A 24,040-nucleotide genomic window follows, 5' to 3' on the forward strand; every position below is an offset into this window, starting at 1 on the left:
ACTGTATCAATGTTCTTTAACTAAAAATTTGTTATTTGCTATGCTAAAAACTTTTTTAAAATAATCCATATTTTCTCCTTTGCATATTCACTTTGGAGTAACCTCCAGCAAAGTAAAGTTTCTATTATTACTTTTATGCCTAAACTTAAGCTATCGGAATTTCTAATTATTGCCTAACGGTTATATGGATAATGAGAAACTGTGACATCTGAATTAAGTCCCATTGAATCCGAAAGCCATTACAAATAATCTTTACGATTATAAAGATAATAAAATCTATGTTATGTAGAGTGGCACTGACCCAAAAGAAATACAAAAAGCGAAAAGTCGTTATAGTATTGTATTGTAATAAAATTGTCATAACATCTTAGATGATATTAGCGTTATTTATTTAAATAGGCTTGTTATGGTGTTAAATAACATGATGCCTTTGCTTACAAAATCTTGCGTTGAATCAATTGATTTCGTACCTTTTGAAACCATTTCGTTGTATTTACCAAATATATCTTTGGGTTCTTCATTGTTAGCAGTCTTAATATTTAATTCTGTTTGTGGGATTAATTCTACATTAGGTGAAATCAGTTCACTTTGAGAACTAAGCTTATCTTCTACTGAACTTGTTTTTCTATAATAATCCATCTCAAGCAGTAAACTCACATTTGACTCTTGACGGTAGAAATCAAATTTCCTTTTAGGCAAATTGTGGTATTTTCCCCAAATATCATTATCAATAAATTCACGAACCAGCTTAAGTTCTGAATCTACTCTTTCTGCAATTGTAGTAGCTCTATTGTAGCGATAATTCTCCAATAAAAAATCTCTAAATGAGTAGAGATCGACTACGTTGTCACAATGCATAAATACTTCAAAGTCTAGTAAAAGAAGCCTTTCCTGCACTTCATCTGGTAGTTTAAAGAAACTTGCTTGAAGTCTAATTGAATCTAATACAAGTTTTGGGTGAGAGAGATAATACGGATTATCTTCCTTCCTATATATCCCTTCAATAAATTGTAAAAGATGCATGTAATATTCATTAAAAAGCTTTTCAAACTCTTCTATATTTTTTTTGATTCCCTCAGTGCCCTGATTTTCAACGTCCACGTTTCTTCCCCCTAAATACTCTCTCCTAAATGCACGCTATAGAAAATACTCGGCGGAACGACAAAAAAGACGCATAAAAGCATGTTCCGCCGAGTACTAGATAAATCTTAAGTCAATTCATTATCAATCACTCTATTTCAGTAAGTTGCACATAACGGTCCCATTGAGCTACCCTTTTCTTTAAATTGCCAAGCAGTTTGTCGTAATGTGGCTGAGAAGCCATTAAATGAAGCATGGGTGCTTTAGTCTCACTTATAATCAGCTCTGCCTCTATGTTTTCGGCCATGCATTGGTTAATCGTTTTCCAATTGTCAATAAGTTCTGTGCCTGAATGGAAACGGTCCCAAATCTGAAGCTCGTCACATAGCACAGATAGGTAGAGTAAAGGCTCTTGTTCAAGGTTAAACATAACTTTCGGCATATTGTGATATGCTACTGCTTTACAAGCGGAAATTACATGTTTTTCCAACGTATGCGGGTAATAATGAAAACGAGCATTCAGTTCCTCATTCAGCGAAGGATACCTTTCTGCGGCATGTTTACTTAACCAGTACCAGATTGACGTGTACTTTAACAAAATTAAACTGCTTGCTATACCATGATCGACAACTGGATGTTCATCATCATAACCCGTGGAAGACATTTGGTACGCAAATGAATGTAACCCTGGCCCAATGCTATGTGTAGAATTCATCGTTTCCAATCCAGATTTGTATGATTGAAGCAGTTCAGCAAGCCATGGAATATGGTCTAACGATTCAATTAGCTGCCCCGAACTTGTTTGTTCCGCATGGGATGGTAACTTATACCGTTCGGAAAATTCTTGCCATAGTTGTCTCAATTCCATTTTACATTCTTCGCTTAACTCTTCTGAAAACCGCTGGAAATAATCAAATGAAAGCATTTCATCAAACAATTGCCAGGATGATAAATTATCTCCTTTTTCAAAATCATAATATAAGTAACCCACATCATGAAGGAGAGAGGCAAATGTCCATTGAAAAATGAATAATTTTAGCGGCTTACTACTGTCTATAGATTTGTCGATCGCTTCACGTATTCCTGAAATATGATCGTATGCCCAGATACCAAGTAAAAATAAGTATACTGTATGAGCCGTGTGATCCGTTTGTTTTTTATATCTAATCAAATGTTTAATTTCCAATGTCGCCACCGTGGAACGCAAAGGAATCATATCAGCGAAATCTGTTAATGATAAAATATGCTCACTTAAAAATTCCGCATGTTGTAGTCGTTTGATATCTGAGCGACTGTCAAAGAATTCTTTCAGATACCTATATAAGCCAGGAATCATCTCTCTTAAATAACCTGCTGCTCCAGCTCCATGCTGAAAATGATTTAATAATAAAGAATGAATATGTGTACCTGGAGTAGATGACATCAAAAAACATCCTTTCCATTATAGGCTTAGCCTTTAGCTAATATAGGAGAAAAACGGATTTTCCTTATCCGGTGAGTACTTCATAGATCTAATTTGAACGGGTTTGCCTGAGTGACGCGAGAATTCAAAGTGAGTAAATTGTTCTTCAAAGAAACTGAATTTTCTTCGGAACAAATTTGCCACATCCGGGTTTGCAGTTGTAAAGAAAATCTGCCGGCCTGACAACGCAAGGTCGCGTAGCAAATCTAAAAGATTCATAAGATGAAGATCATCCATATTGGCCACAGGTTCATCCATGATTATAAATTTGGGAGCATTGGGTGCCGCAAGGTGTACAGCAAACATGACAGAAAGCGCCAGTGAAGCCCGCTGTCCAGAGGACATCTGAAAAGCCTTTACGGCACACTCCTCCTGATCCCACTTACGGCGCAATATTAATCCATCTTCCTCTAAATGAATTTCGTCGAACTCCCGTGGCGTATGAAGCAGTTTAAAGAACCGTTCTATTTTGGCAATATTTTTAGTAATGAATTCTTCAGTATAAGTTTTAAGTGATCTCAGTTGGCCCAAGGCGTTACACGCTAATTCGCAGCGTTGTATCTTATTTTGGAGTATACCTAACTCATCTTCTGTATTTTCTAATTGAGATTGCAGTAGCAATTGCTCATGATCGTGCTTGTTTATTTCAATCAATAGTTCGACTTGCATTCTTGCCGTTTCTAATTGGATAGCCCAAGCTCGTAAGTTATCGTTCTGGTTAAAGTTAAAATCTAGAAGCAAGGTTTCTATACTCTCCTTAAGATTTCTCCACAAACCAATTTGTTTTTCCTGTTCCACGATGGATTGGTTAAGTTCTTCAAAAGAGATTTTTACTAAACGTTGTTCCAAGTCAGCATTTTGGTTGCGGAGCTGGGCTGATGCTTGATTCACTTCAATCGCTTGGCCTTGTAACTCTTTTTGCCTTGCAATTACATATGCCTCAAACGAATCAACAGATTGCTGCTCGATGTATTGTCTGTAGAATTTATTTTCTTTTTGAAATAGCTCCGCTTGTATGATTTCGTTATTGCTAAATCCTGTGTTATCAAAAACCAGTAATTGATCGTGAGTTGTATTTCGCTGTTCTTTCCATTCATTTTGGGCCGCCAATAAGTTATGTATGGTTTGTAATTGCTCTTCAGGATTCTTTTGATTTGCATCTACATCAAACTGAGGATCATTTGCCAATACCATGTAAGCTTCATTAACCTGCTCCACATTACGTTTATTTAAATCTTGCTGCTTTATTTGTTTATTTAAAAGATCAACATCAACTTGTAAAACTTCAATACTTTGACGCAATACATCTAAGCCGTTATCTCCTTGCCAGCTCACAGAATTGGCAGACTGAATCGCTTGAGCCAATTTAATATGCGTACCATAGTCATGTTTACAAAGTGGACAGGTTATTGCATGGGTATCCTTTTCTAGAAAGTCTTTTCCAAGATGTTGTAGTCTTGAGATCATGGCATTAAGCTCGCCCATTAAATTCTCTGCTACTACAAGCTGTTGCTTTGATTTCTTTAGAAGCTTCGTTTTTTCTTCCACTGATCCATGAAGCTGTTGAATACTTTCTTGAGGTAACAAAAACAGATCCTGTCTCTTCATTAAAGGTAATCGGCTAAAACGAGCTCCGAGGTTCTGCAGGACATTAAGTTTATGATTCAGTAGTCCTAATTTTTGTTCCAATCTTCTTCGTTTTTGAACCTGTGCCTGGTCATCTTCTAATACCTTCCGAACTTCTTTCCATTCCTGCAAATGTCTCTTGATGTCATCAATACTTTGTTGAACAAGAAGTTCTTTTTCCCTATTTTTCGCTAATTCTGAACTAATGCGGCTTCGTTCTGATTCTAGATACTTTTGATCTACAACTTTGCTTTCTTTTTCTGCCATCAATAAATCGAGATTATCCTTATTTAACTTCAGCTGGATTTGAATCTGTTCCAAGGTCAACGTGCCATTGATGAGAGGAAATTCTATAATTTCCTTCCGACGCGGCTCTACCGATTTTAAAAGGAGATTGAGACTCTCCATATGCTCCAGCGCAGTTGCTGTTCCGTGCTCTATTTTTGATTCCCGCAAATGAATTGATGCCAATAACTTATCTAATTCGATAGGCTGCGCAGCTTGGGCAGGGCTTAAAGAGGCAATTTTCTCACCCAATGTTGTCTTTAATGAACTGTATTTATCCCTTCGATTCGTCAAATCCTTTAATTGGTCAGCAAACTCGTCTTTATAACGCTGCCACTCACTCTGAGTTTTGAGGATTGAATCGCCAAAGACAAGTCGGCTCAAATTATCAGAGTAATCAAACTTTTGGTGATCCTTGTTACTGCTTTCGCTAAGTGCAAACCGATAGGCCGCCTCAGAATCAAAGTAATTGAATCTATGAAAATAATAGTTGAGCTCGGATTTATGACCGGGCGTTACACCGTACCAGGATTGAGCTAATTTTTTATATATTGCTACTGGTTTTCCTGATTGGTACGGGAGCGTCTTACCCGATTCTGTCCGACACCAAACTTGTAATTGGTTTGCTGTTTCCTCCACCAGGTCACCGAATTCAGAACAACGCCGAATATCGTCGGTAAGAGCTAGCTCGATTGCTTCCACGGCGGAAGTTTTTCCAGAGCCGTTCGAACCGTGGATCAAATTCACTTTGCTTGGCTGAATCGGCTTAAGTTGATCAAAACAATGTTTACGAAAACCATCAAAAGAAATCGAGTTGATGGTTCCGATCTTTTCCTCATAGTCATCAGAAATCCGGTTTCCTCGTCTAGTAGGGGCTGTTCCTTCACTTAAAGGCTGCCCTTCCAGATATTGATTAACACGCTCTTTACCCTTGCTGGCAAAAGTTTGAGTCAAGCATCCTGTCAGCTGGAGAGGCTCTAGATGCTGATTCCACTCTTGTAAGGGATCTAGTTGTTCTATATTATCTGCTTTAGCGGTTTGTAACCATTCTTTATCCAGCAAAATTAAAATGTCGTCTGGGGTTGTAATAAATTTACGCGCATAGTCAGCGTCATCCTCGATTTTACGCGCCAGATTACTGTCCCTCAGCAATTCGTAGCTCTCAATCACTAAAATTAAATATAGATTCCAACGCAAATCGCTTTTGTGAGAAAAAAACGACTTTGCCAAAAGTTTAGTTTGGAATTCACGAAAATAACCAAGATCATCTTCTTCAGTCATCTTCGTTATCGTTGCTTCAGACACTTCCATAAAAAAATACTCTGAAAATTGGATGCTAGGCAACAACTCTTCTGACCGTTTTACTCGAAAAAACTCAAACGCCTCGTTACGGAAGTGAAATACCTCACTTTTAATCTCTTTTCCAAAGCGAAGACGATGTAATACATCATTCAGTTTCATTTTATCCTCCTTATACGCTCTCACCCTTTAATTGAACTAAGTGGTTTGGAATATGTCGCTTTGTCAATTCTTGTCTGCATCAAATGTTCGGCAAAACATTCGTAGCGCTCTGTCTCAAGTGAAAAATAGTAAACGACCACTCTATTACGAAGATTTCGGTGTAATTTCTTACTCAGCATATCGACCTGTTCTTCAACTTCGTCTTTGCTGGTGTATCCAGATATTATGAAAAGAGCTGAAGAAAATGGATCCCTCTGATCAGGAGCAACGTTTTTGGGGTATACATTCCCATATTTTTTCTTTTCTTCTGCCGTTTCAGAGTCTAGGTAAAGAACATGATTATCGATCAAATTTACTAACTCAGGGGGGAATTCTTGCCTTTTAATCAATTGAATTAGTTTTTTATATTGATCGGCCTTGGCACGTCTTTTTTGATCAGATTCATGATCAGAACCAGAGAATAATCTGGTTACGAGCTCGTCGTCTTCAGCTCTGAGTTCTCCTTCTAAGAAATGTCCAAAGCAGAGACCAAAAAATGCATCGTTTTCATGAGGTGAAGCACCCAGCGGAAAGTCATAATCCGAACCGTGGCTATCAATGAGTTTGATCAAGGCAGGCTGATGGTTTATAAGTACAGGTTTCCAAGAACTCTCAGCGGCGCAATACAACAAATAATCTTGTGTGATAGGTTCATTATGCGTTATCGCTGGATAAGAAACACCCAGCTGAAACCCCTTGTTGATATCAAACCGTTTGCAGTGCTCTTCTCTATCGGAATACCATATCTCAGTATAATGATGCAGCGCATAATAAGTGCCTCTGTCATGATTCCAGGTCCTTAATTGTTGCTCCGGTACTTCTTCTCGATCTGATTTTTTGTAAAAGGCCGACCAGGGCTTGCTGAACGTCTGATCGTCGATTTTCGTACCTTCTGCCCAGTTTAACGTTAGGAGACGAATATCCCTACCGGCATTCCGATCAAAGAAAGTACTGCGAAATGATCGAAAATCTGAATGGCGTGGTTCCGGATTTAACTGTGCATGAAAAACGGTAAGGTACTTGCCTATTGTGTGATCAAGGATGTCTTGTGCATTAATACAAAGTGCATCCGAACAAAGAATAGACAAAAAGCGATTTTGATCATCACTCTTCCCATAAAGGTCAAATATATAAATCAAATCGCTGGTGCAGAGACCTCTAACTTCATGATCATTCCAGCGTTCTGACATAGGTGTTGTCTTTAACTGAGGGAGTATGCAAAGACGACCATCATCCAAAACGAATAAATAAATGAGAGCATCCACAAAGTGACGACACAATATTCGTTCAAAAGCACTCCGTATTACTAACGTGTCAGTGCTTGTCCACTGTTCGAGCTTTTCAGCAAACTCCTGTCGTGCATACCCTTGCATGCACAGACACCATAGTGAGCCCTTGTTAGGCCAAAGTTCGCGGTTTTCAACTACTCTGTCGAGCACCTCACAGGGAAACGAATACTCCGGCGTCAAGACTAGCTCGGAACATGTTTCTTTTGCTAAATGGACAAAATTGATTGCCTTATTAATATGTAATGGGTTTGTCGTATAGACTCCCCTCTCAAGATCAGCTGTTAGCTCATCTTGGCATTGCCATTGGAGCACTTGAATCGGCTTACAGTCCGAAATACAAACCTGCAACCCACTGTGGGGGGGAATTAATTCTGAAACACGCTTGAATTCAACCATTATCCCACCTCTTAATAAATATTTAACCAAAAAATATCTTTACAGGGTTAATATACAACTGCAAATTTCCTACAATAATTTCTAGTGAGTTCAAAAAAGAGGACTCGGCTTTTTTACATCTAAAATCGTTTCTTATAATACTCCTCCAACTTCTCATCACACCGCCCAACAATCCAGTCCTTCTCCTCCTGAGTCATCCTCTTCCAAACATGCCGATTAAACTCCACATACTCAATATCCCGGCACCGACTTATAAACCGCATATCCTCAAAACGCTTAAACGGATTGCTAAAGATATTTCTCTCAACATCCTTTCTCGAATACCCGTCTTTGCAATACAGACTGGATCTCTTCTCAACCACCAGCCCGCTCTCTTTCCTGGCCATATAGAAATCCACGAAGTAGTTAACCATGTCCTCGACCCTAACTCTTCCCTTTTCGTCAACATGCTCAAGCATGGCTTTGAGCAGTACCGGCTTATAAGAAAAACTCATATCCATGGTCCTGACCATGTCCATAAACTTATCCTTCATATTGGCAGGATTGATCAGCTCCCAGCCGTACTGTTTAGCATAGCCCTCCACGGTTGCTTCCTTAAAATATTTAAAGCTTCTTTTATCCCCAAAGGGTACCTCTAAATCAGGGGTTATCTTTCCTTCACGCACGTAGCGTTCGATGGTTTCTGTTTGCACATCGACCATCCTCACAAACTCCAGCTGTGAGATCATCCCTTTCACTTCATCCTGCCAGTTAAAGAGATCAATCAGCTCGTAATCCGCAGCATTCACCGGGAAATCCAGAAAAACAGACGGTTTTTCTCCCCTGGCAATCAAATCTCTGTCCAGCTCAAACTGTTTCTGGGAAGCAACAACGTACTCTCCCGCCCTATATTCCTTAAGGTTAAACATCCTGTGCAGTGAATAGGGCATGTTAAACAAACCGGCATTATCAATAAAATCAAAGACCATCAAGTAGTCCTTGCCTGCGCACTTGCGCATCCCCCGGCCCAGCTGCTGAACATAAAGTGTCTTGGAAAGCGTCGGCCTGGCCATGAACAAAACTTCTGTTTTCGGACTGTCCCAACCCTCGTTTAAAAGGTCACATGCACATAAGACTTGGATATCCCCATGTTCATAAAGATCTAAAATCCTCGCCCTTTCTCCTGACTTCATAGAACCGGAAACAGCCTCACAATTAATTCCCTGTTGCTTAAACAAGGCAGAAATCTCCTGAGCGTGGGGTACGGAAGCACAGAACACCACGGTTTTCTTATCCCGAACATAATTCAGATAGGTTTCTGCCAGGAGCTTATTTCTTTCAGGCACAAAGAGCTTGCTTTCTAAGTCCTGAGCGTAATATTTAATGCCATTGATTCTTACCGCGGAAAGATCGACATTGGTCTTGACCCGGATACACCGGATAGGAACAAGTTCCCCTAATTCAACGGCTTGCTGCAAATCCAGTTTATGGGCCACATTTTTAAAGTCCTCCAGAATACTCTCCCCATCCGCTCTGTCCGGTGTCGCAGTAAGTCCCAGGGTGAATTCAGGTTTGAAATAGCTCAAAACCTTCCTATAAGTATCTGCCGTTCCATGATGGCATTCATCGATAATGATATAGCCGAAATCATCCGGTTTAAACTGTTCAAGATTTCTGGCAACACTCTGAATGCTGCTGCAAACGACGTAAGCGTCTTTAGCTTTCTCTTCAGCCACATAGAGGCCTGTCTCCGCCATATCCCAGAGTTCTTCAAACGTGCCTTTAGCCTGGGTTATCAGTTCTTTGGTATGAGCCAGAAACAGGGTTCTTTTCCCCAGACGTTTGGCGTCACTGACTGCGGTCACAGTTTTTCCGGTTCCCGTGGCATGATAAAGCAGAGCGATACTCTCCCCTTGATCACGCATCCTCTCCAGACTGGCTAAAGCAGCTTGTTGATGCTCTCGCAGTTCAATGAGCTTACCCTTTTGCTTGGGTAGATAATCCTCCAGCATTTTAAAGGATGGTATTTCTCCGACAAAAATCCTCAACTCATCCTTGACCTGCTCAGGATGGTGCTTCAGCTGATTGTAAACCCAGCGGTAAACCTTCCAGTTCTGATAGATCAGGCTGTTTTGCTTGGTAAGATCGTCATAATATTTATTGGCAGAAACCTTATTGGGATTATGATAGGTTTCACCATCGATCTCTATGGCTATTTTTAAGTCTTCACTTTCCAGTGCAAAATCGATAGAGCGTCTATGTCCATAAATATCGGTAACAGGATATTGAAGAAATAGATATTGGGCTTGATCCGGACCAAAGGTATCACAAAACAGCTCGACAAAGAGATCTTCGGCGACACTACCCAGGCTTCCCTTCTGCTTGATCTTTTCTGTCAATTTGCATCAACCCCTCAACTCTCGATAACTTCTTTAAGCAGCAGTTTTTCCTGAAAAGCGCCTCTCTTCAGAACTTTTTGCTTTCTGATATCCTCGAATTCCTGCAGAGAGACCTCTTTATGCTCCAATATCGCGTAGACAACCTCGACCAAATCTGCCAGTTCTTCAACACTCTGGCTGTCCAGATATTCCTGAAGTTCTTCACCCAACTTAGCGTTTAATAAGTCTTGGTACTCTTTGCCGGAGACCGTTTCTATAATGGCTTGTTTTCCGCTTTGCTCTATGATCTGGGGGATTTTATCCCGAATAAGCTTATTGTAGACTTTTACACCGCTTGTTCTACCAACATGAACTTGATTCTCATCGATTACAGGTATGGTAATAAACCCATCCTGATCATCACCGAAAACCTTCCCCTTATGATTGGCGAGCCAATATGAGGCGTATGCACATATAGAAAACTTGGCTGGCGCCAAGCCTCGCGAAGGCGGCCGCCTTAGTTGCACTTATGCTCCAGAAAGCATTCAACGAAGTTATGCTTTCTGATTAGTATAAAAAGGCATCCAGCTTGTCTTCAAGGTTCTTATACCCCTTCTTTGACATAGCTTGAATGCCTAATGAATCACTGAAAAAATCTTCAACGTTATAGACTTGGGGATTGAAGTCACTCAACCTCTTAAAAAGGTTAATGATCCGCCCCATCTCCATTTTGCTTGTTCCAAATTCAACCTTACTTTTGATTTTATATTTAATTGGAAATACGTCGGGAAAAAGGCCTAAGGTTATTCCAGTGGGAAAGGTTTCGATGATGAGGTGCTTTTTGTTAGTTGGGTCACCTGTGAGCGCAAAAGCTGGCATCCGATTAATGGCTTTTACAACCTCTTCTCCTCTGACAACACCAAAGTGTTTTAACATAAAGCTTCTACTGCAATTGAAAACGGACAGATTTCTGCCGTGGATTTTTTCTCTCATAATAGCTCCGTCACAGGATCTAGAGCCTGTTTCGTTATTCACGATTAAGGGAGCATCAATCGCAACGATTGCCCCTCCAGGGCATACTCTTCAACGATTGCAGCAATCATTTCGTCACTGAACACCTTGGATTCACAGTAGACGATCATTCCATTGTCATCGATAACACAAATCCCGGATTCTTTGGCATAGGTCCACGCTAAGTCGATTCCAATATGATGCATTGATTAACCCCCCAATGCGGCAGAATCTCTTCATTGATTCCGACTCATACCTTTCTTTTTCGCCGAGCTTCCCATCTTTTCCTCCCACTAATCACCAAATATTTCAACAACTATAAAAACGCGCCTGTCAGTCTTTAAATCTGATTGGCGCTTAAACAGACTGGCAAGGGTTTAACGTCTTTTACAATACAAGAATGCGAGAAATGCAAGGGTAAGAAGCGGGTACCCATAAATAAAGGAACACTCCAGGTGACTTGCCCGAAGTGTTCGCATAAGTCTACTATTACGCCAGAGAATATCTAAGAGTAAAGGTTTTACAAGGTATAAATTAAGTCCTCCAAATCACGTTTAGGCACATGATGAATTCCTTGCTGATCTCTCCAGTATTTTACGTCCCCAGCTTCATCCAATTTCTCTTCATACTATTAATCCTTTCATTCTATAATCTACAATGACCGTCCTCTGAAAAGATATAATTGTCATGCACACTGCTATATCGCGGGATTCTGCTCGGGAGAGGTTTCTCGAGCTCTAATATCCGGGAGAGTAACAGCAAGCACTATTCACTTGACCTTTTTACGTTATCATTCAAACAAGCTTATCTGCTTATGCTCCGAAACCCGGAAGATAGCTTTTTCCAGTTTCTCATCATTTTGCACTGCGCTTTGATCGCGCACAAGTTCTCCGAATTTCAAGTACTCGTTGCTGCCGATAGCACTGGTCCTGACTTTTAACATGTAGATTAAATTAAAACAATTCATGATGGAGTTTTGTTTTAAATCAGAAAGGCAAATAAGCTGGGTGCGGTGTTTTTTGGCAATTTCAAAGAGTGGATTAAGGAGATGTTCTGAGGAGATAGGACCAAAGGGGTTGTCCATGACTAATACGCTGGAATCCTTGTCTTCATCAGCGCCGGCTGCCTCCAGGGTACGAGATCGGGTATAGGCCATTAAAGCTGAAAGAACGGAGAAGTAAACGACAAACTTTTCGCCGCCTGAGTTTTCCAGCATGGCGTCTTCCCAGGTCTTTAAGCCACTATTTTGCATGTTAAGATCGATCTTAAAGACTTTAACGGGGATATTGGAATGTCCCAAATAAACATTTAAGAGTTCACGACTATACATTAATTTGGTGATTACTTTTTTAAGGTCCGCCTCACTCTTTTCCTGCCGGGTTTCGTCACGCACCTGGAGAATACACTCTTCGATGTATTCCTTCATCCGCCCCCCGGCTGCCTCACTGGAATCCAGGGAAAGCTCAATTTTAAGCATCTGCACCGGTCTGTTTTTTCCTTGCAGGCGCACCTTGGAATGATCTGATATCCACTCAATTTCTTCGTAAAAGCGCATCCCTTGGAGCAAACTCTGTTGAATCATATCCTTTTTGTTGCGTTCCAAATTAGAAAGCAGGCTTTCATGCAGCTTAATCAGTTCCCCTAGTTTTTCCTGATGTTGACCCATGCGTTCATAAAGGTAGAAATACTCATCATAGTCCATATCTGGCTTATCCCAAAGCAGGTCCAGCCCCTTAAAGATATTACTGATATTGGCATTTTTCTCCCGGTATTCCGCTTTAAGCCCCCGGTAATTATTTCTAAGGGTATCGGCCTTGGTCCGATTGGCTGATTGGAAAGTAAGGAAGCTTTCCGCTAATCTGCCGGTTTGGGCCTTAAGATCCGCTTCCGGCTGGAAGCCCTTTTCAGGTTCAGCCTTCACGCCCTTAAGAACAGGGGTAATTTGATCCATCAGCTTGTTATAGGCGCTAATTTTTAAGGCTATTTGCTTGAGCTCCTGATCCAAGCGGGTGTACTCGGCGGATAGCTTATGACGCCGACTCTGGAAATCTCCTTTAATCTCTTCGGGGCCAAGCGGAAATTCCGCTCCCAGCTTTTTCACTTCTTCGGCAGCGATGTCGCAGGCTATTTTTGCAGCGCTGGCTTTTTGACCGGCTTGAAAGGTAACCCTTTGCAGAAGCTTTCTTGCTTTTTCAAACTCAATGATTTCCGAACTAATATCCTCGGCTTTCCCCTCATCAAAGGCTACTCCCCGATAATCCTCTTCCGCCAAACCCAACCTGGCCAGTTCTTTTTCCATTTTAGCACAGTCCAACTGCAGGTCCTTTTGGCGTTTTTCCAGAAACTCAATTTCTCCTGTATAGGCCGCCTTTAGACCTTGCAGCCTGGATTCCAGTTCTTCGAGACTCCCCTCGACGATTTCCGCCACCGGGGCCTGCTGATAGAGGGTGAGCTTTTTCCGGATTTCTTGAGTCTCCCTCTTTTTCCGATCGATTGCGTAATCAACTCTCTTGAGCTCTTCCTGAAGGTTCTCGATGTTCAAAGTCTGTTCCGCTTTTTTTCTATCGGCGTTGGAAATCCCCTCAATAACTTTTCCCAGCCTTTTTCGGCAGGTCTGATAGTCCTTTTCCCGTTCAAGCCAAGACTCAAACAGGGTAAGGGCAGCCTCTGCCCTTTGCCGGTTCTCGCTTGTTTCTTTGAGGGATTGTTCCAGTTTTTCCAGGGCTCTGCAAAGATTCTTTTTTTCCTGTTCCAGGAGAGACACATTGTCGGCAATCCCCTTGAGCTGCTTTTCGGCGGCTGTTTTCTTTTTTTCCAGCAGATAGAGATGCTCCGACGGATAGACAAAACGCCCGCATATGGCTTGCTTGGCAATCGTATCATTGCGCTCCTCTGAATAATGGGCATACTGCTCGAAGGCCTCAGTTTGCTTTCGTTTCAGTTCTTCTTCCAGTTTAACGAGGCTCTCATTATTAAATACCCTGCCTTCATACAGACAAACTAAAGTTAGGCCTTCACCGGCCTGAACCATTCTCTCTGTCATAGAAATTATGCTCTTGCCCAAATCCTCATAAGCAATCAGAGGAAGAACACGTCGCAGGGTCATTCGATTCATAGCCTCAGCCAGGAGTTCAATGCTCTCCTTGGCCAGGATTAGGGCATAAGGCAAAACAGGATTTTCCCCCAGCAGCTTCTGGCGGATGTCCGGGGGGAGATTGCGCAGATAGGTTTCACCCGTATCATATTGAATATCCTTAGCAGCCAGTAAGGAGACGACTTCTCCGGGAATATGCAGTCTCCCCTGTTTAAGGGAGGAAAGGGATTCCGTGGACTCGTCCCGCATCCGGACTGCTTCTTCCAGGCTCTGATCCAGGTTTTTCAGTCGTTGATTGAACAAGGTGTGCAGACGTTCCCGGTCAAATCTGAGTTCAGCAACAAAGCCGAATTTATGGAGGATGCCCAGGACTTCCTGTTCCTGCTGCTCATAGGCGGCAATCTCTTCATTCAGACGGTTTAAAGAATTGGCTTCCTCAGCTTTGGCTTCCCGCAGTTCTTGGCTCTCCCGCTCCTTATCCTGCTGTTTCTGAACATTCTCAGCTTTTTCTTCAACCAAAAGCACTTCTTTGCTCGCCAAATCCACTTGGTTCTTTTGCAGCCCCAGTCTAGCTTTCTCAATGTCCTGCTGGGCTAACTCTCCCAGCAGGTTCCTGTTCAGATTAAGCTTGAGCTTCCCTCGGACGTCCCGTTCCTGGGCTTCATACTGTTTTACCTGCTGCTGAAGACCGCCTTTTTCGCCTACAAACCCTCTTAATTCCTGATCCAGATTATGGGCCTCCGTCTTGAGCTGCTGCAAGTCCTGACCCCGCTCCGTCTTTTCCCCGCTTAAGCCCTCTAAAGCCAGCTCGAGATCCTGCAACGTTTCCTGAGCCAACCGTTTAAGAGAGTATTCCAAATCGCGCATTCTCTGATCTGTACCCAGCTGTGAACGAGAAGCTTCCAGCCTTTCCTGGATCCCGGAAAGGTCAGCCTTTTTTGAACCTATCTCTTTGCTAAAACCGGCTGCCTCCATGATTTTGGCAGAGAATTTAGCCGCCTCCAGCTTTTCCTCGTTATCCAGACTGCTTTTTTCCGCCTCAGCCAGTTCCTGGGCAGCTTGGTTATGCTCCTCGTGTCTCAACCAGTAAGCATGAGAGCGTTCTTCCAAGTCGATCCGCTGCTGTTCCTGTTTGAGATTAACTAATTCAAGTTGATTGCCCTCCTGGTCTTCCTGGAGCTGGCCTGTTTCAGTGTTTAAATGACGATTCAGAGCCGCCAGTTTTCCTGCCAAGCGTTTTTGCTCTTCCAGACCGTTGAGAAGTTCAACTAAGGCACCGACCTGTTCTCCGTATCCAACTAAGAATTCATCGAGAACTTGCTTTTCTAAGATAAAGCGCTCGTTCTCAATGACCTCCCGCACTAATCCTTCCAACATTTCTTCTAACCGATGGGCCTCGGAACGATCCTTATAAATCACCTTCTCGATGGTTTTGATGATCCATTCATTTAATAATTGGCTGGAGTTTTTATACTTCTGAAAGATCTCATCTAAACCGCCTTCACTGTCATTGATTTTGGCGATAATATTTTTCCACTCATCCTGAGCAATTCCAAACTCAGCCAAGCGTTTGCGGTAGCGCTCTCCGTCATCATCATAAAAACAACCAAAGAGATAGGGGTCCTTCTTCTCCTTTTCCATCATCATCTCCCTGGCTTCCTTGAAGGGTTTAATCTCCAGAATATTGCCCGTTTGCTTAACAAGTTCAATATTGGCCAGATCGAAGGCGTTGGAACCCGTATATTGAGAAGTGAAGGTAAAATACTTCACTCTGTTTTTCTCATCCTCAAGCCCTGATACCTCTGCCGAGACCATTCCCAGGCCTGTCAGCAAATAACCGCCGACACTGTCCAGCTTCCATTCGATCAGGACATAGGCCGGTAAACGTTTTTTACGGAAAAAGGCGTTGATGCGACGCCCTTGGATTTTTGTTTCGGGCACGATGGGTTGAAAGATCAACTGCACCAGAACACTTTTACCGCCGCCATTGGCTAAACTGAGCAGGGCATTTTCCCCACCGTGGAAATTAAAGGTTTCATCCTGAATATGCCGCAGGTCATTGTTGTAGGAAAAGTTAATGATCCGAATCCGATTAATTCTGGGCATGAGATACCGCTCCTTCGAAGAACTCTCTAATCTCTTCTACCCGGCTGTCATCCAGGTAATAATTAAGCATCAGGTCATCCAGCTTCCTGGTGGGCCGCAGCTCACGGTCATCATCCACGATTCTGAGCAAGGCTTCACGCTCCAGGAGCCGGCAGGTATTCAAAATCGTACCGGTTTTTGTTTTGCGGCCTCTCTCTTCAAAATCCTGCTTACTGGCCCACAGCTCAGCGATGCGGGTAAAATTCAGGGCGTATTTATCCTCGAGGACTTTCCCCTCTTCTCCATCATTTAAGGCCAGTTCAAAACGCCTGTCCAGTTCCTCGATCAACGTGCTGATTCGTAAGAATTCCCTCTGTTTCGGATTTCGGTTCCGTCCGCCGTAAAATAAGTACAAAATGAACATGGAGATATAGCTCAGCAAGTAGGCATCGACAAGCTTAGCATCCGTGGCAACGCTTTCGCGCAAATCCTTGGTTGTGTAGCCCAAAACTCCATTGCCGCTATTGGGAAGCAAATAGAGGCTTCCAGCCACTTCAATGACTTTAAACTCCAGCTCCTCCTCTAATTCCGCCAAGATCGCCCTAACCTCCACATTGCGGAATTCCAGGAACAGATCCCCCTCGCTTTCCCGATCCAGTTGCCCCTTCTCCAGGAGTTTGCGGTAAATCTTCAGGGCTGTTTTTATCTCACTCACTGGAAGCTCACCTCAATCCAAAAATCACTGATGGCAATACGCCTGCTCAGCTTCTCTTGCCCGATATCAGTTAGGATTTCCTGTTCGTATACCTCTTCATCGGGTTTGCTGATCTCGATTCTCTTAATCCCGAATAAGTCCGGGTGGACATATTCCAGGCGGTACAAACAATAGCTGACATCCAGCTCGCCTGTAGCATTGGCCACTACCTCCTCTTGCTCTTCCCTCCATCTACTCAGATCAATCACCTGGAGATCATAGAGCTTGAGCATGGTTTTGAAAATCAGATCATCCTCCGTTAATTCCTTAAAGACTTCTGCCTTAGTCTCAAGATCCTGCATCAATTCACTCAAGCGAAAGGATTCCCTTTTGCGGTCAGCAAACTCCAACAGACTGCCTAACAATTCCAGATTTCGATCATTGATTTTGGAGATTTTGCGCAGTTCCATATCTTCTCCCAGCTCCTCCAGGAGGATACTGGGGGTGCCTTCGTCTTCCTGCTTAAGGCGTGCTTGTCGCTCAAACAAGCTGAGTACGTTGAGAATCCGATCCGGGTTAGGCCGAAGTAAAGGATTAAGAAGCTGCCAGAGAGAGGGCAGCTTTTCCTCTGGGCATTGCTCCAAGGGCTTGAGGATGACCTGCTCAAAGTCATAATAGCGAGCTCTGGCCAGAGCAAAGGAATCCGCAATGGTTTCCTTATAGATTCTCGACAGGCTGAGACGTTCCATGATCAATTCCTTTTGCTCACTGATGGTTAGGTTGATGTTTCTACGGATAATGCCAATCTCTGAGCGAGCTTTAATCATCTGCTCATCCAAGGCCCCCCGTAGGTCTTCCTCTTCCTTAAGGCGCTCCTCGGAAAGCAGAATCATGGAGCGAATCTCACCCATCATGCTGTATTCCTCTTCAAGCAGGGTATAGGTACTGGTTACAAGCCGTTCAAACTCTTCGATGTTTACCTCATAAATGTTTTCCCGAACTTTTTGCACGAACTGCCGGACATCATTCTTTTTTTGCCGGATCATCTGCACCAGGTTCGCGCTTTGCCCAATGGCCTTCCTGTAGTTTTTGCGCTTAATCAGTTCCCGAAGCTTGAGTTCTTCAATCGTAAAACTGATTTCCTGCTCCACTTCTTTGGTTCGGAAGAGAAGGTCATAGCCCTGATCCGTCAGCTGATAATTAAGGACATAGCCCCGTTGATCGTCGATGAGCTTATCATCGATGAGCCGAATCCGGAGTTGGTCCATACCCTTCCCGTAGTTCATGACGGGATAGTAGCGCGCTTCCCCTCCGTTTTGCAGGATGTCCTTGATGATGTATTCCGTCAGTTTGCGCAGGACTTCAGGGGACAGGGCTAGGGAATATTCAGGGAGGATCTGAGCAACAAAGCGAGCGATGCTGTCCATAGTACACTCTTCATCCTCAGTTAAGGTTCTTTCCATGATAAAGACAAGGACGGAAAGAATAATATTATCCAGCTGCCCCGGCTCAAACAATCGCTCAAACTCCATCTTGCGATTGGTGCGGTTGATAATGGAGTCAATCGCAGCCACCAGCTGCATCCTCTTTTCAAAGCCTTCCAAAAATTCAAATGTTGTCCTCTCCACTTGTTTCAACCTCGTTCCTACTACTTGAGAAGATCCGCCGCCACCTGATAATTGATAATCTCCTGAGGGATGTACTTGCCCTCAGCTAATAAGTCCTTTAAAAAGCCACCCGCTAAGCTCATGCTCATGCTCGTGCTCATGCTCGTGCTCGTGCTCGTGCTCGTGCTCAGGGGATTATCCCCCTGGGCAAGTTCCAAAGCTGCTAAAAATTCAGAGAGCGAACCGGTCACACCGCGCTGATCGGGTGATTTAGGTAATTCTTGACGTTCTGCGTGCTTTGCCGCAAGTTCCAGCATAAGACTATAGAGGGCAGCGAAGGGTTTTAATTCCAGAGACGGATTGGCTTCGCGGGTACGAAAAAATAGCCGAATACCTTCCCAGTCCAGATCCCCGAAGTAAAGAAAGCGTGTAGCTTGTCCCTTCCCGCCCAACATGGCAGCCTTATATTCCTCTAAAGCTCCCGGCTTCGTGATTTTATTCCCTTCCCCGTACAAAAGCACCTGGAGAACCGTACCTGCCAAGGAGTTTTTCCCGTATCCTGCATTAGCTTCCGCAAGGTAAACCAGGTATCCTTATTTTCAATTACCAGTACTGTCGTGAGCTGGCCGCGATCATGTCGATATTCAAAAAATGGCTCCGGAGTGTCATAATAATTAAGGAAATCCTCCGCCAGACTATTAAACCTCAGCACGTCTTTAACCAAGGATATCTGCTCATCCAACAGCTTCTCCCTGCCCCACACGGAAAAGGAGCGCTCCTTGCGCGACATGGGTTTGTCTAACAAACCCTGAGCAAACCACAGATAGTTGCTGATTCCTTCAACGATCTGCTGATGCTTTTTATAAACCTCCGGCCTCTGCAAATAACCCGCAATGCTAAGCTCAGGATTAAGCCGGCGAATGGACTCAAGATAAGAGGTATAATCCTCCTGGGGCTTAATAATTTTATATTTATTATACAGAGGCGGCAGTCGTCCATTCTTTTTTGAAGCCTTTACCGGAGCAAGTACTCCGGACTCTACCAATCTTTCCACTTCACCCTGAAAACGAGGATAATCTGACTCCCCGAGGATCTGCTGGAGTTCCAGATCGGTAACTGTTTTGCTGACATGATTCAGGAGTTTTTCGATTTGTTCCATATCTATCCCTTCTTAACGCATCCTGTTTGACAGATTATCTGATTCTCTATTTAGATTTAGTAATTCTCACTTCTTCGAGATTATCCGGCAAAATCCTGCCCATGTGGGTCTGCCTTGATTATATATAATTATCTTTGCCAAAGTAAATAAAATAAAGCCCTACAGTATAACTGGGCTCAAGGTCTTCTTCATTCCTGTATTTAGGCTGTTAGGCAAAATAAGCACATGTGAAGGATCTTTGGTAATATATAAATTTATATTTGCTCAAAATTATGATATAATAAATGCATAAATATTGAGAACGAGGAGCGAGGACTATGCCAAATATTCGTCCCATCTCTGATTTGCGCAATAAGGCTAACGAGATTTCTGAATTCTGCCATAACGAACGCGAACCCGTGTTCATAACTAAGAACGGCAAAGGGGATATGGTAGTGATGAGTATCGAAACCTATGAGCAACAGCAGACTTTAATTGAACTCTATAGCAAGCTGGCTGAAGCTGAGGTTGAGATTGCAAACGGTGCAGAAGGAAAGAACTTTTTTGAAGTGACAAAAAAGTTGAGGGCTTATGTCCATGGAAAAGTATGAACTGACGATATTTCCCTCAGCTGAGCAAGATCTAAAGGATATTATTAATTATCTAAATGAGCTTTCACCGCAGGTTGCTATTAAAATCTATGATGAAATTGTCGATGGCATCGCTTCTCTTGAACAAATGCCCATGCGCTGTTCACTGGCAAAGAATACTGTGCTTCGTGCGAAAAAATATCGTTTGCTGATAGTGCAGAACTATGTAGTATTCTTTATTGTAAGCGGCAACGCAGTACAAATACGGCGAATACTATATGGTCGAAGGAAATACGAATTCTTGTTATAAAATTATCGGTTGTTTGATAGGTGACTGCCAGAACTGTTTAAGCGTTCTGGCTTTTTTAACGTCATCATGTAATTGGTTCTTTCCTCCTTGTTCAGCCCTGATTCTTTAAATCTTCAGATATCAACACTTCGATTAAAATCCGTAAAAACATCTCCAGCAAATCCATCAGTTCCTGGTAAAGCCGCGGATCATTAATGACCCAATATATCGCCTCTTCTATAGAAGCAAACCTCTTTCCCAGATCACTCAGCCCCTTGCCCCACAAGGTATAGTGAAGCATGGTTAGCATTGTCCGTTCCACCGCGGTCAATGAATGCCCTAAAGAACCTTTACCTAAAAGAATTTCCGGCAGGATCTCCTGCATAAAATTAATCCAGCGCCTGGAATTCAGCAAAGACAATCTCCCCAACGCTGAAGCCAGCAATCTTTCCCTCTCGGCATCGACCTGATAGCCCTTCAGTAAACCGGCTTGAGCCGCCAGTCGGCGAGAAGGGACCTGCAGAAAGTATTACCGAAGTTATACTTTCTGCCCTGAAAAAACTAAGACCCAAAAGGTAGCTTCTCGCACAGGAGTGAACGAATCGTGCGCGAGCCCTGGAGCGCTGAGTGAACGGATGTGCGAGAAGCTACCCGCGCACCTGTTCGACCCCTTTTCATCATTCAATGGTGCCGAACCTCGGCATGGGGGTCTGCCAGTACAAAAAAGATACCGGTTGAGCCCGGTACCCCCTTTGCTTAGAAATGAATTCATAACTAAACTATGCTGTATTCTTATCTTCGCGCCTGTTCATTTAAGCTGCTGATTATTGCCCATAATTTTCGACAGTTAGCTCGGTTCTTTAAAGAAGATATTCGAAAGAAAGTCATCGAAAAATTGTCCGCATCAAAACAAGGGATACCTGTCTCCATTTGATAGGATAATTCCAGAAGAGGTCAATAAAACACGGTGTGTAGATCCAAAACCGAGCAATATCTACTCTGCCCATGAGATTCTTGATAAAGGAAAGTCCTTAAATTCTATGTTTTACCAGGTCTTGTGAGGTGAAAGAGGAATTATAGGTACTTTCAGCACTGGAATCATTCATACATTTTCAAAATTTAAAGGCATAGTTACTTACCTCTTATAAAGTCTGATTAGCAGAAGTAATAGTGACTTCTAAAGCAGCCCTAGCCCAGGGGAACCGTTGTTTGAGAGCATCAAAATTGGGTCCGGAGGTCTGAAAGGCTGCTGTACCCTTAATTAGAAATCCTGCTCCCGGACCATGTTGACCCTCTACTTCCCGGCTGCCCAGAGTAATAAGCACTTTATTGTTTTTTGCTATGTTTGCTTCCGTGGTCTTCATGTAACCGGCAGGAATTACTAAACTTCCACCCCCGGTTACTTGAACGTAACTATTCCAAGTATTTACAAGGTGTGGTCCTTCCTCACCTTGTGTAGCAATAGCCACGACGCCTTCGTAATTGAGTACTTCGAATAATTTTTCCGGAATCATACAAAAACTCCCTTTTCTTATCAGATTAGTTGCAAGAAATAATTATAGTGGAAATAATGGCCAATCAAAGTGATCTAAATCACAGTAAGCCAACCTAAACATATTATTTCTCTTTGAAAGCTTTTCATTCGCATGTACAATAAGTGAGATAAACCCTATTTTCCCCGCCCTCTCCTCTGCTGAAAAGCTTGGGAGGACATTACCGCTAAATCATATAGCCACTTAGAAATCGAGTCTATAAATCTATAAATCTGATTGGCGCTCTTGGACTCAGAAACTTGATATTTTATTGACTTAGTCTATAATTGTTTTGACATGTATTCCGAAATGTTATCTTGAGGGAGGGCTACAGTTGTCCAATAAAAAGATTCACCTTTTAATGGTGCTGACGTCCATTTTCTGGTCAGGCGCATTTATTACTGGTAAAATTGCCGTCGGAGAATTCCCTCCATTTGCACTCACTTTCTTTCGGTTTTTCTTTGCTTTACCCTTCATTTTTGCAATTTTGTATCTTCGAGAACCGGGTAACCTTATTCCACGCGGTAGACAATGGCTGCCGCTAATTTTTCTTGGCTTCATCGGCACTTTTTGTTATCACTCATTGTTTTTTACTTCGTTAAAATATACCACGGCGACTAATTCATCGATTATTGGAGCTATGAACCCCATGGTCACAACACTTCTGGCAGCCATGTTCTTTAGCGAGCGATTAACTCCTTGGCGGATATTTGGCATTTTCTTATCTTTTATCGGTGTTTTTCTATTTATTACAAATGGAGATTTGCAATTAGTCTCACAATTTCGTTTCAACAAAGGCGATGTAGTTATGCTGATCGCAGTCTGTTGTTTTGCTATCTATTCGCTGCTTAGCCGTCGCTATATGAAACAATACAGTCTATCACCGCTCATGGTAACTGCTTATACTTTCTTGATCTGCGTTGTCATTTCCATCCCTTTCTTCTTGTGGGAAAACCCTTCGACCTATTTATTTTCGGCAACTGCGAGCGGATGGCTCTCCATTCTCTATATGAGCGTGTTTGCTTCTGTATTGGGTTATCTCATCCAGATGGTTGCTATTCAACGGATTGGGGCACCTCGCACTGCTATTTATATTAATTTAGTACCGATCTTTACGATTATTCAGTCTGTGACAATCTTAGGCGAATCGATCACTCTCTTCAAACTCATTGGGGCCGCCATCGTAATTACAGGCGTTTATTTAGCGATACGACCGGAAGCAAAAGGTAAGTATTTAGAAAGCTCAAAAAGTATTGCCTAAATAAGGTTCTTCTCCCTCCCCAGTATAGGGCACCAAACTCTTTTTGATGTTCCGAATACCACCACGCGGATCTGGAACATCTCCCTGATACCGTGGGATGACATGAACATGCAAGTGAAAGACCGTCTGCCCTGCGGCTGCTCCTACATTAACTCCGACATTGTATCCATCGGGGTGGAACCGCTTATTTAGCTCCTCTTTCACTTCTTCAAGCAACTCCCAGATGCTCATAATTTCTTCCTCGGTCATATCAAAGAGACTTGCGATATGCCTCTTCGGGATAATTAAAACATGACCTTCATTGACCGGGAACTTATCAAAAAAGGCTAGGGCCATTTTGTTCTCCACTAAAATATCCGTCTCTGTCGGTATACAGAACATGCACTCTGTCATTCTGCTTCCCCCTATTACGTCCGTCTTGGCTATAGATAAAATGCCATCTGCGCCAAAATCCATTCTATGATGATGCCCATACTCCCAAATGAAATAGACAACGTTAGACTCGTACCTTTCTTTTTCGCCGAACTTCCTGCTTTTCCTTCCACCAATCACCAAATCTTTCAAAAACTATACAATAAGACGCCAGTCAGTTCAATAAATCTGATAGGCGCCTTATTACATAGGCGTGTAGGTCACAATCACAAGTTGCTGCTTGATTCTATTCGATAGTACACATCCATGCTATACTTGAAATAGTTTTAAAGTAGAATAATATTCGTTAATAATTCCATAACTTATAGTCAA

19 protein-coding genes and 1 pseudogene are annotated in these 24,040 nt (G+C 42.7%); 4 read left to right on the forward strand and 16 right to left on the reverse strand.

The annotated features are described in order from the left end of the window. Nucleotides 1-387: 387 nt before the first annotated feature. The 8 genes from DSOL_RS22235 to DSOL_RS29205 form a co-directional block, all read right to left on the reverse strand. Nucleotides 388-1,101 (reverse strand): hypothetical protein, encoded by a 714-nt coding sequence (locus DSOL_RS22235; protein ID WP_075366961.1) that lies wholly within the window; start codon nt 1,099-1,101, stop codon nt 388-390. 127 nt (nt 1,102-1,228) lie between these two features. Continuing rightward, nucleotides 1,229-2,503, reverse strand: coding sequence for a hypothetical protein (locus DSOL_RS22240; RefSeq protein WP_075366962.1), 1,275 nt, complete (start codon nt 2,501-2,503; stop codon nt 1,229-1,231). A gap of 33 nt (nt 2,504-2,536) precedes the next feature. Beyond that, nucleotides 2,537-5,914 (reverse strand): hypothetical protein, encoded by a 3,378-nt coding sequence (locus DSOL_RS22245; protein ID WP_075366963.1) that lies wholly within the window; start codon nt 5,912-5,914, stop codon nt 2,537-2,539. A gap of 20 nt (nt 5,915-5,934) precedes the next feature. Beyond that, nucleotides 5,935-7,638, reverse strand: a complete 1,704-nt coding sequence (locus DSOL_RS22250; protein WP_075366964.1) for a hypothetical protein — start codon at nt 7,636-7,638, stop codon at nt 5,935-5,937. Nucleotides 7,639-7,757: 119 nt separating this feature from the next. Beyond that, entirely contained in the window at nt 7,758-10,016 is a 2,259-nt protein-coding gene (locus tag DSOL_RS22255; protein ID WP_075366965.1) for a DEAD/DEAH box helicase, read from the reverse strand. A 14-nt stretch (nt 10,017-10,030) separates the two neighbouring features. Beyond that, a complete protein-coding gene (locus DSOL_RS29195) occupies nt 10,031-10,522 on the reverse strand; it encodes a nucleoside triphosphate pyrophosphohydrolase (protein WP_235838957.1) in 492 nt (163 codons plus the stop codon). A 40-nt stretch (nt 10,523-10,562) separates the two neighbouring features. Next, nucleotides 10,563-10,931, reverse strand: a complete 369-nt coding sequence (locus tag DSOL_RS29200; protein ID WP_427854445.1) for a hypothetical protein — start codon at nt 10,929-10,931, stop codon at nt 10,563-10,565. A 101-nt stretch (nt 10,932-11,032) separates the two neighbouring features. Next, the gene (locus tag DSOL_RS29205) at nt 11,033-11,212 is read right to left on the reverse strand and encodes a hypothetical protein (RefSeq protein ID WP_235838959.1); all 180 of its coding nucleotides are present in this window, start codon (nt 11,210-11,212) and stop codon (nt 11,033-11,035) included. A 189-nt stretch (nt 11,213-11,401) separates the two neighbouring features. Here DSOL_RS29205 and DSOL_RS29210 point away from each other — a divergent pair. Next, a pseudogene (locus tag DSOL_RS29210) lies at nt 11,402-11,515 on the forward strand (glutaredoxin family protein); the annotation flags it as partial. Nucleotides 11,516-11,796: 281 nt separating this feature from the next. On the opposite strand, the gene DSOL_RS22270 reads toward DSOL_RS29210, so the two are convergent. Genes DSOL_RS22270 through DSOL_RS22290 form a run of 5 tightly spaced genes read right to left on the reverse strand, consistent with a single transcriptional unit; the run spans nt 11,797 to nt 19,645 of the window. Continuing rightward, on the reverse strand, nt 11,797-16,206 hold the full coding sequence (locus DSOL_RS22270) for a coiled-coil domain-containing protein (RefSeq protein WP_075366966.1): 4,410 nt from the start codon (nt 16,204-16,206) through the stop codon (nt 11,797-11,799). After that, the gene (locus DSOL_RS22275) at nt 16,193-16,900 is read right to left on the reverse strand and encodes a DUF6063 family protein (RefSeq protein ID WP_075366967.1); all 708 of its coding nucleotides are present in this window, start codon (nt 16,898-16,900) and stop codon (nt 16,193-16,195) included. The genes DSOL_RS22270 and DSOL_RS22275 overlap by 14 nt, the downstream gene beginning before the upstream one ends. Continuing rightward, nucleotides 16,897-18,507 (reverse strand): hypothetical protein, encoded by a 1,611-nt coding sequence (locus DSOL_RS22280; RefSeq protein WP_075366968.1) that lies wholly within the window; start codon nt 18,505-18,507, stop codon nt 16,897-16,899. Before DSOL_RS22280 ends, DSOL_RS22275 begins: the two co-directional genes overlap by 4 nt. 20 nt (nt 18,508-18,527) lie before the next feature. Then, nucleotides 18,528-19,007 carry a hypothetical protein gene (locus DSOL_RS22285; RefSeq protein ID WP_170871588.1) on the reverse strand — a complete coding sequence of 160 codons (480 nt, stop codon included), beginning with the start codon at nt 19,005-19,007 and terminating at the stop codon, nt 18,528-18,530. Continuing rightward, on the reverse strand, nt 18,959-19,645 hold the full coding sequence (locus DSOL_RS22290; RefSeq protein WP_075366970.1) for a hypothetical protein: 687 nt from the start codon (nt 19,643-19,645) through the stop codon (nt 18,959-18,961). The genes DSOL_RS22285 and DSOL_RS22290 overlap by 49 nt, the downstream gene beginning before the upstream one ends. Before the next feature lie 317 nt (nt 19,646-19,962). On the opposite strand from DSOL_RS22290, the gene DSOL_RS22295 reads away from it, so the two are divergent. Both DSOL_RS22295 and DSOL_RS22300 read left to right on the forward strand, forming a co-directional pair. Then, complete coding sequence (locus DSOL_RS22295; RefSeq protein ID WP_045574634.1) at nt 19,963-20,235, forward strand: type II toxin-antitoxin system Phd/YefM family antitoxin; 273 nt, start codon at nt 19,963-19,965, stop codon at nt 20,233-20,235. Beyond that, a complete protein-coding gene (locus tag DSOL_RS22300) occupies nt 20,216-20,524 on the forward strand; it encodes a type II toxin-antitoxin system RelE/ParE family toxin (RefSeq protein WP_235838960.1) in 309 nt (102 codons plus the stop codon). Before DSOL_RS22295 ends, DSOL_RS22300 begins: the two co-directional genes overlap by 20 nt. A 91-nt stretch (nt 20,525-20,615) precedes the next feature. Here DSOL_RS22300 and DSOL_RS22305 read toward each other — a convergent pair whose 3' ends face one another. Continuing rightward, nucleotides 20,616-20,918: a hypothetical protein gene (locus tag DSOL_RS22305; protein ID WP_235838961.1), complete on the reverse strand. Its 303-nt coding sequence runs from the start codon at nt 20,916-20,918 to the stop codon at nt 20,616-20,618. Nucleotides 20,919-21,645: 727 nt separating this feature from the next. Further along, nucleotides 21,646-22,017 (reverse strand): pyridoxamine 5'-phosphate oxidase family protein, encoded by a 372-nt coding sequence (locus DSOL_RS22310; RefSeq protein WP_075366971.1) that lies wholly within the window; start codon nt 22,015-22,017, stop codon nt 21,646-21,648. A gap of 352 nt (nt 22,018-22,369) precedes the next feature. Here DSOL_RS22310 and DSOL_RS22315 point away from each other — a divergent pair, with 352 nt between their 5' ends. Beyond that, the gene (locus tag DSOL_RS22315; RefSeq protein ID WP_075366972.1) at nt 22,370-23,296 is read left to right on the forward strand and encodes a DMT family transporter; all 927 of its coding nucleotides are present in this window, start codon (nt 22,370-22,372) and stop codon (nt 23,294-23,296) included. Here DSOL_RS22315 and DSOL_RS22320 read toward each other — a convergent pair. Then, nucleotides 23,279-23,689, reverse strand: coding sequence for an HIT family protein (locus DSOL_RS22320; RefSeq protein ID WP_075366973.1), 411 nt, complete (start codon nt 23,687-23,689; stop codon nt 23,279-23,281). The two genes, DSOL_RS22315 and DSOL_RS22320, sit on opposite strands and share 18 nt — an antisense overlap. Nucleotides 23,690-24,040: the final 351 nt, after the last annotated feature.

The sequence above is a fragment of the Desulfosporosinus metallidurans genome (genome assembly GCF_001936615.1).
Lineage (GTDB): Bacteria > Bacillota > Desulfitobacteriia > Desulfitobacteriales > Desulfitobacteriaceae > Desulfosporosinus > Desulfosporosinus metallidurans.

Excerpts from the sequence above, each read along its gene's own strand:
- DSOL_RS22240 (WP_075366962.1), bottom strand. The coding sequence starts at position 2,503 with ATGTCATCTACTCCAGGTACACATATTCATTCTTTATTATTAAATCAT.
- DSOL_RS22245 (WP_075366963.1), bottom strand. The coding sequence starts at position 5,914 with ATGAAACTGAATGATGTATTACATCGTCTTCGCTTTGGAAAAGAGATT.
- DSOL_RS22250 (WP_075366964.1), bottom strand. The coding sequence starts at position 7,638 with ATGGTTGAATTCAAGCGTGTTTCAGAATTAATTCCCCCCCACAGTGGG.
- DSOL_RS29200 (WP_427854445.1), bottom strand. The coding sequence starts at position 10,931 with ATGTTAAAACACTTTGGTGTTGTCAGAGGAGAAGAGGTTGTAAAAGCC.
- DSOL_RS29205 (WP_235838959.1), bottom strand. The coding sequence starts at position 11,212 with ATGCATCATATTGGAATCGACTTAGCGTGGACCTATGCCAAAGAATCC.
- DSOL_RS22270 (WP_075366966.1), bottom strand. The coding sequence starts at position 16,206 with ATGCCCAGAATTAATCGGATTCGGATCATTAACTTTTCCTACAACAAT.
- DSOL_RS22290 (WP_075366970.1), bottom strand. The coding sequence starts at position 19,645 with ATGGAACAAATCGAAAAACTCCTGAATCATGTCAGCAAAACAGTTACC.
- DSOL_RS22295 (WP_045574634.1), top strand. The coding sequence starts at position 19,963 with ATGCCAAATATTCGTCCCATCTCTGATTTGCGCAATAAGGCTAACGAG.
- DSOL_RS22300 (WP_235838960.1), top strand. The coding sequence starts at position 20,216 with ATGTCCATGGAAAAGTATGAACTGACGATATTTCCCTCAGCTGAGCAA.
- DSOL_RS22310 (WP_075366971.1), bottom strand. The coding sequence starts at position 22,017 with ATGATTCCGGAAAAATTATTCGAAGTACTCAATTACGAAGGCGTCGTG.
- DSOL_RS22320 (WP_075366973.1), bottom strand. The coding sequence starts at position 23,689 with ATGACAGAGTGCATGTTCTGTATACCGACAGAGACGGATATTTTAGTG.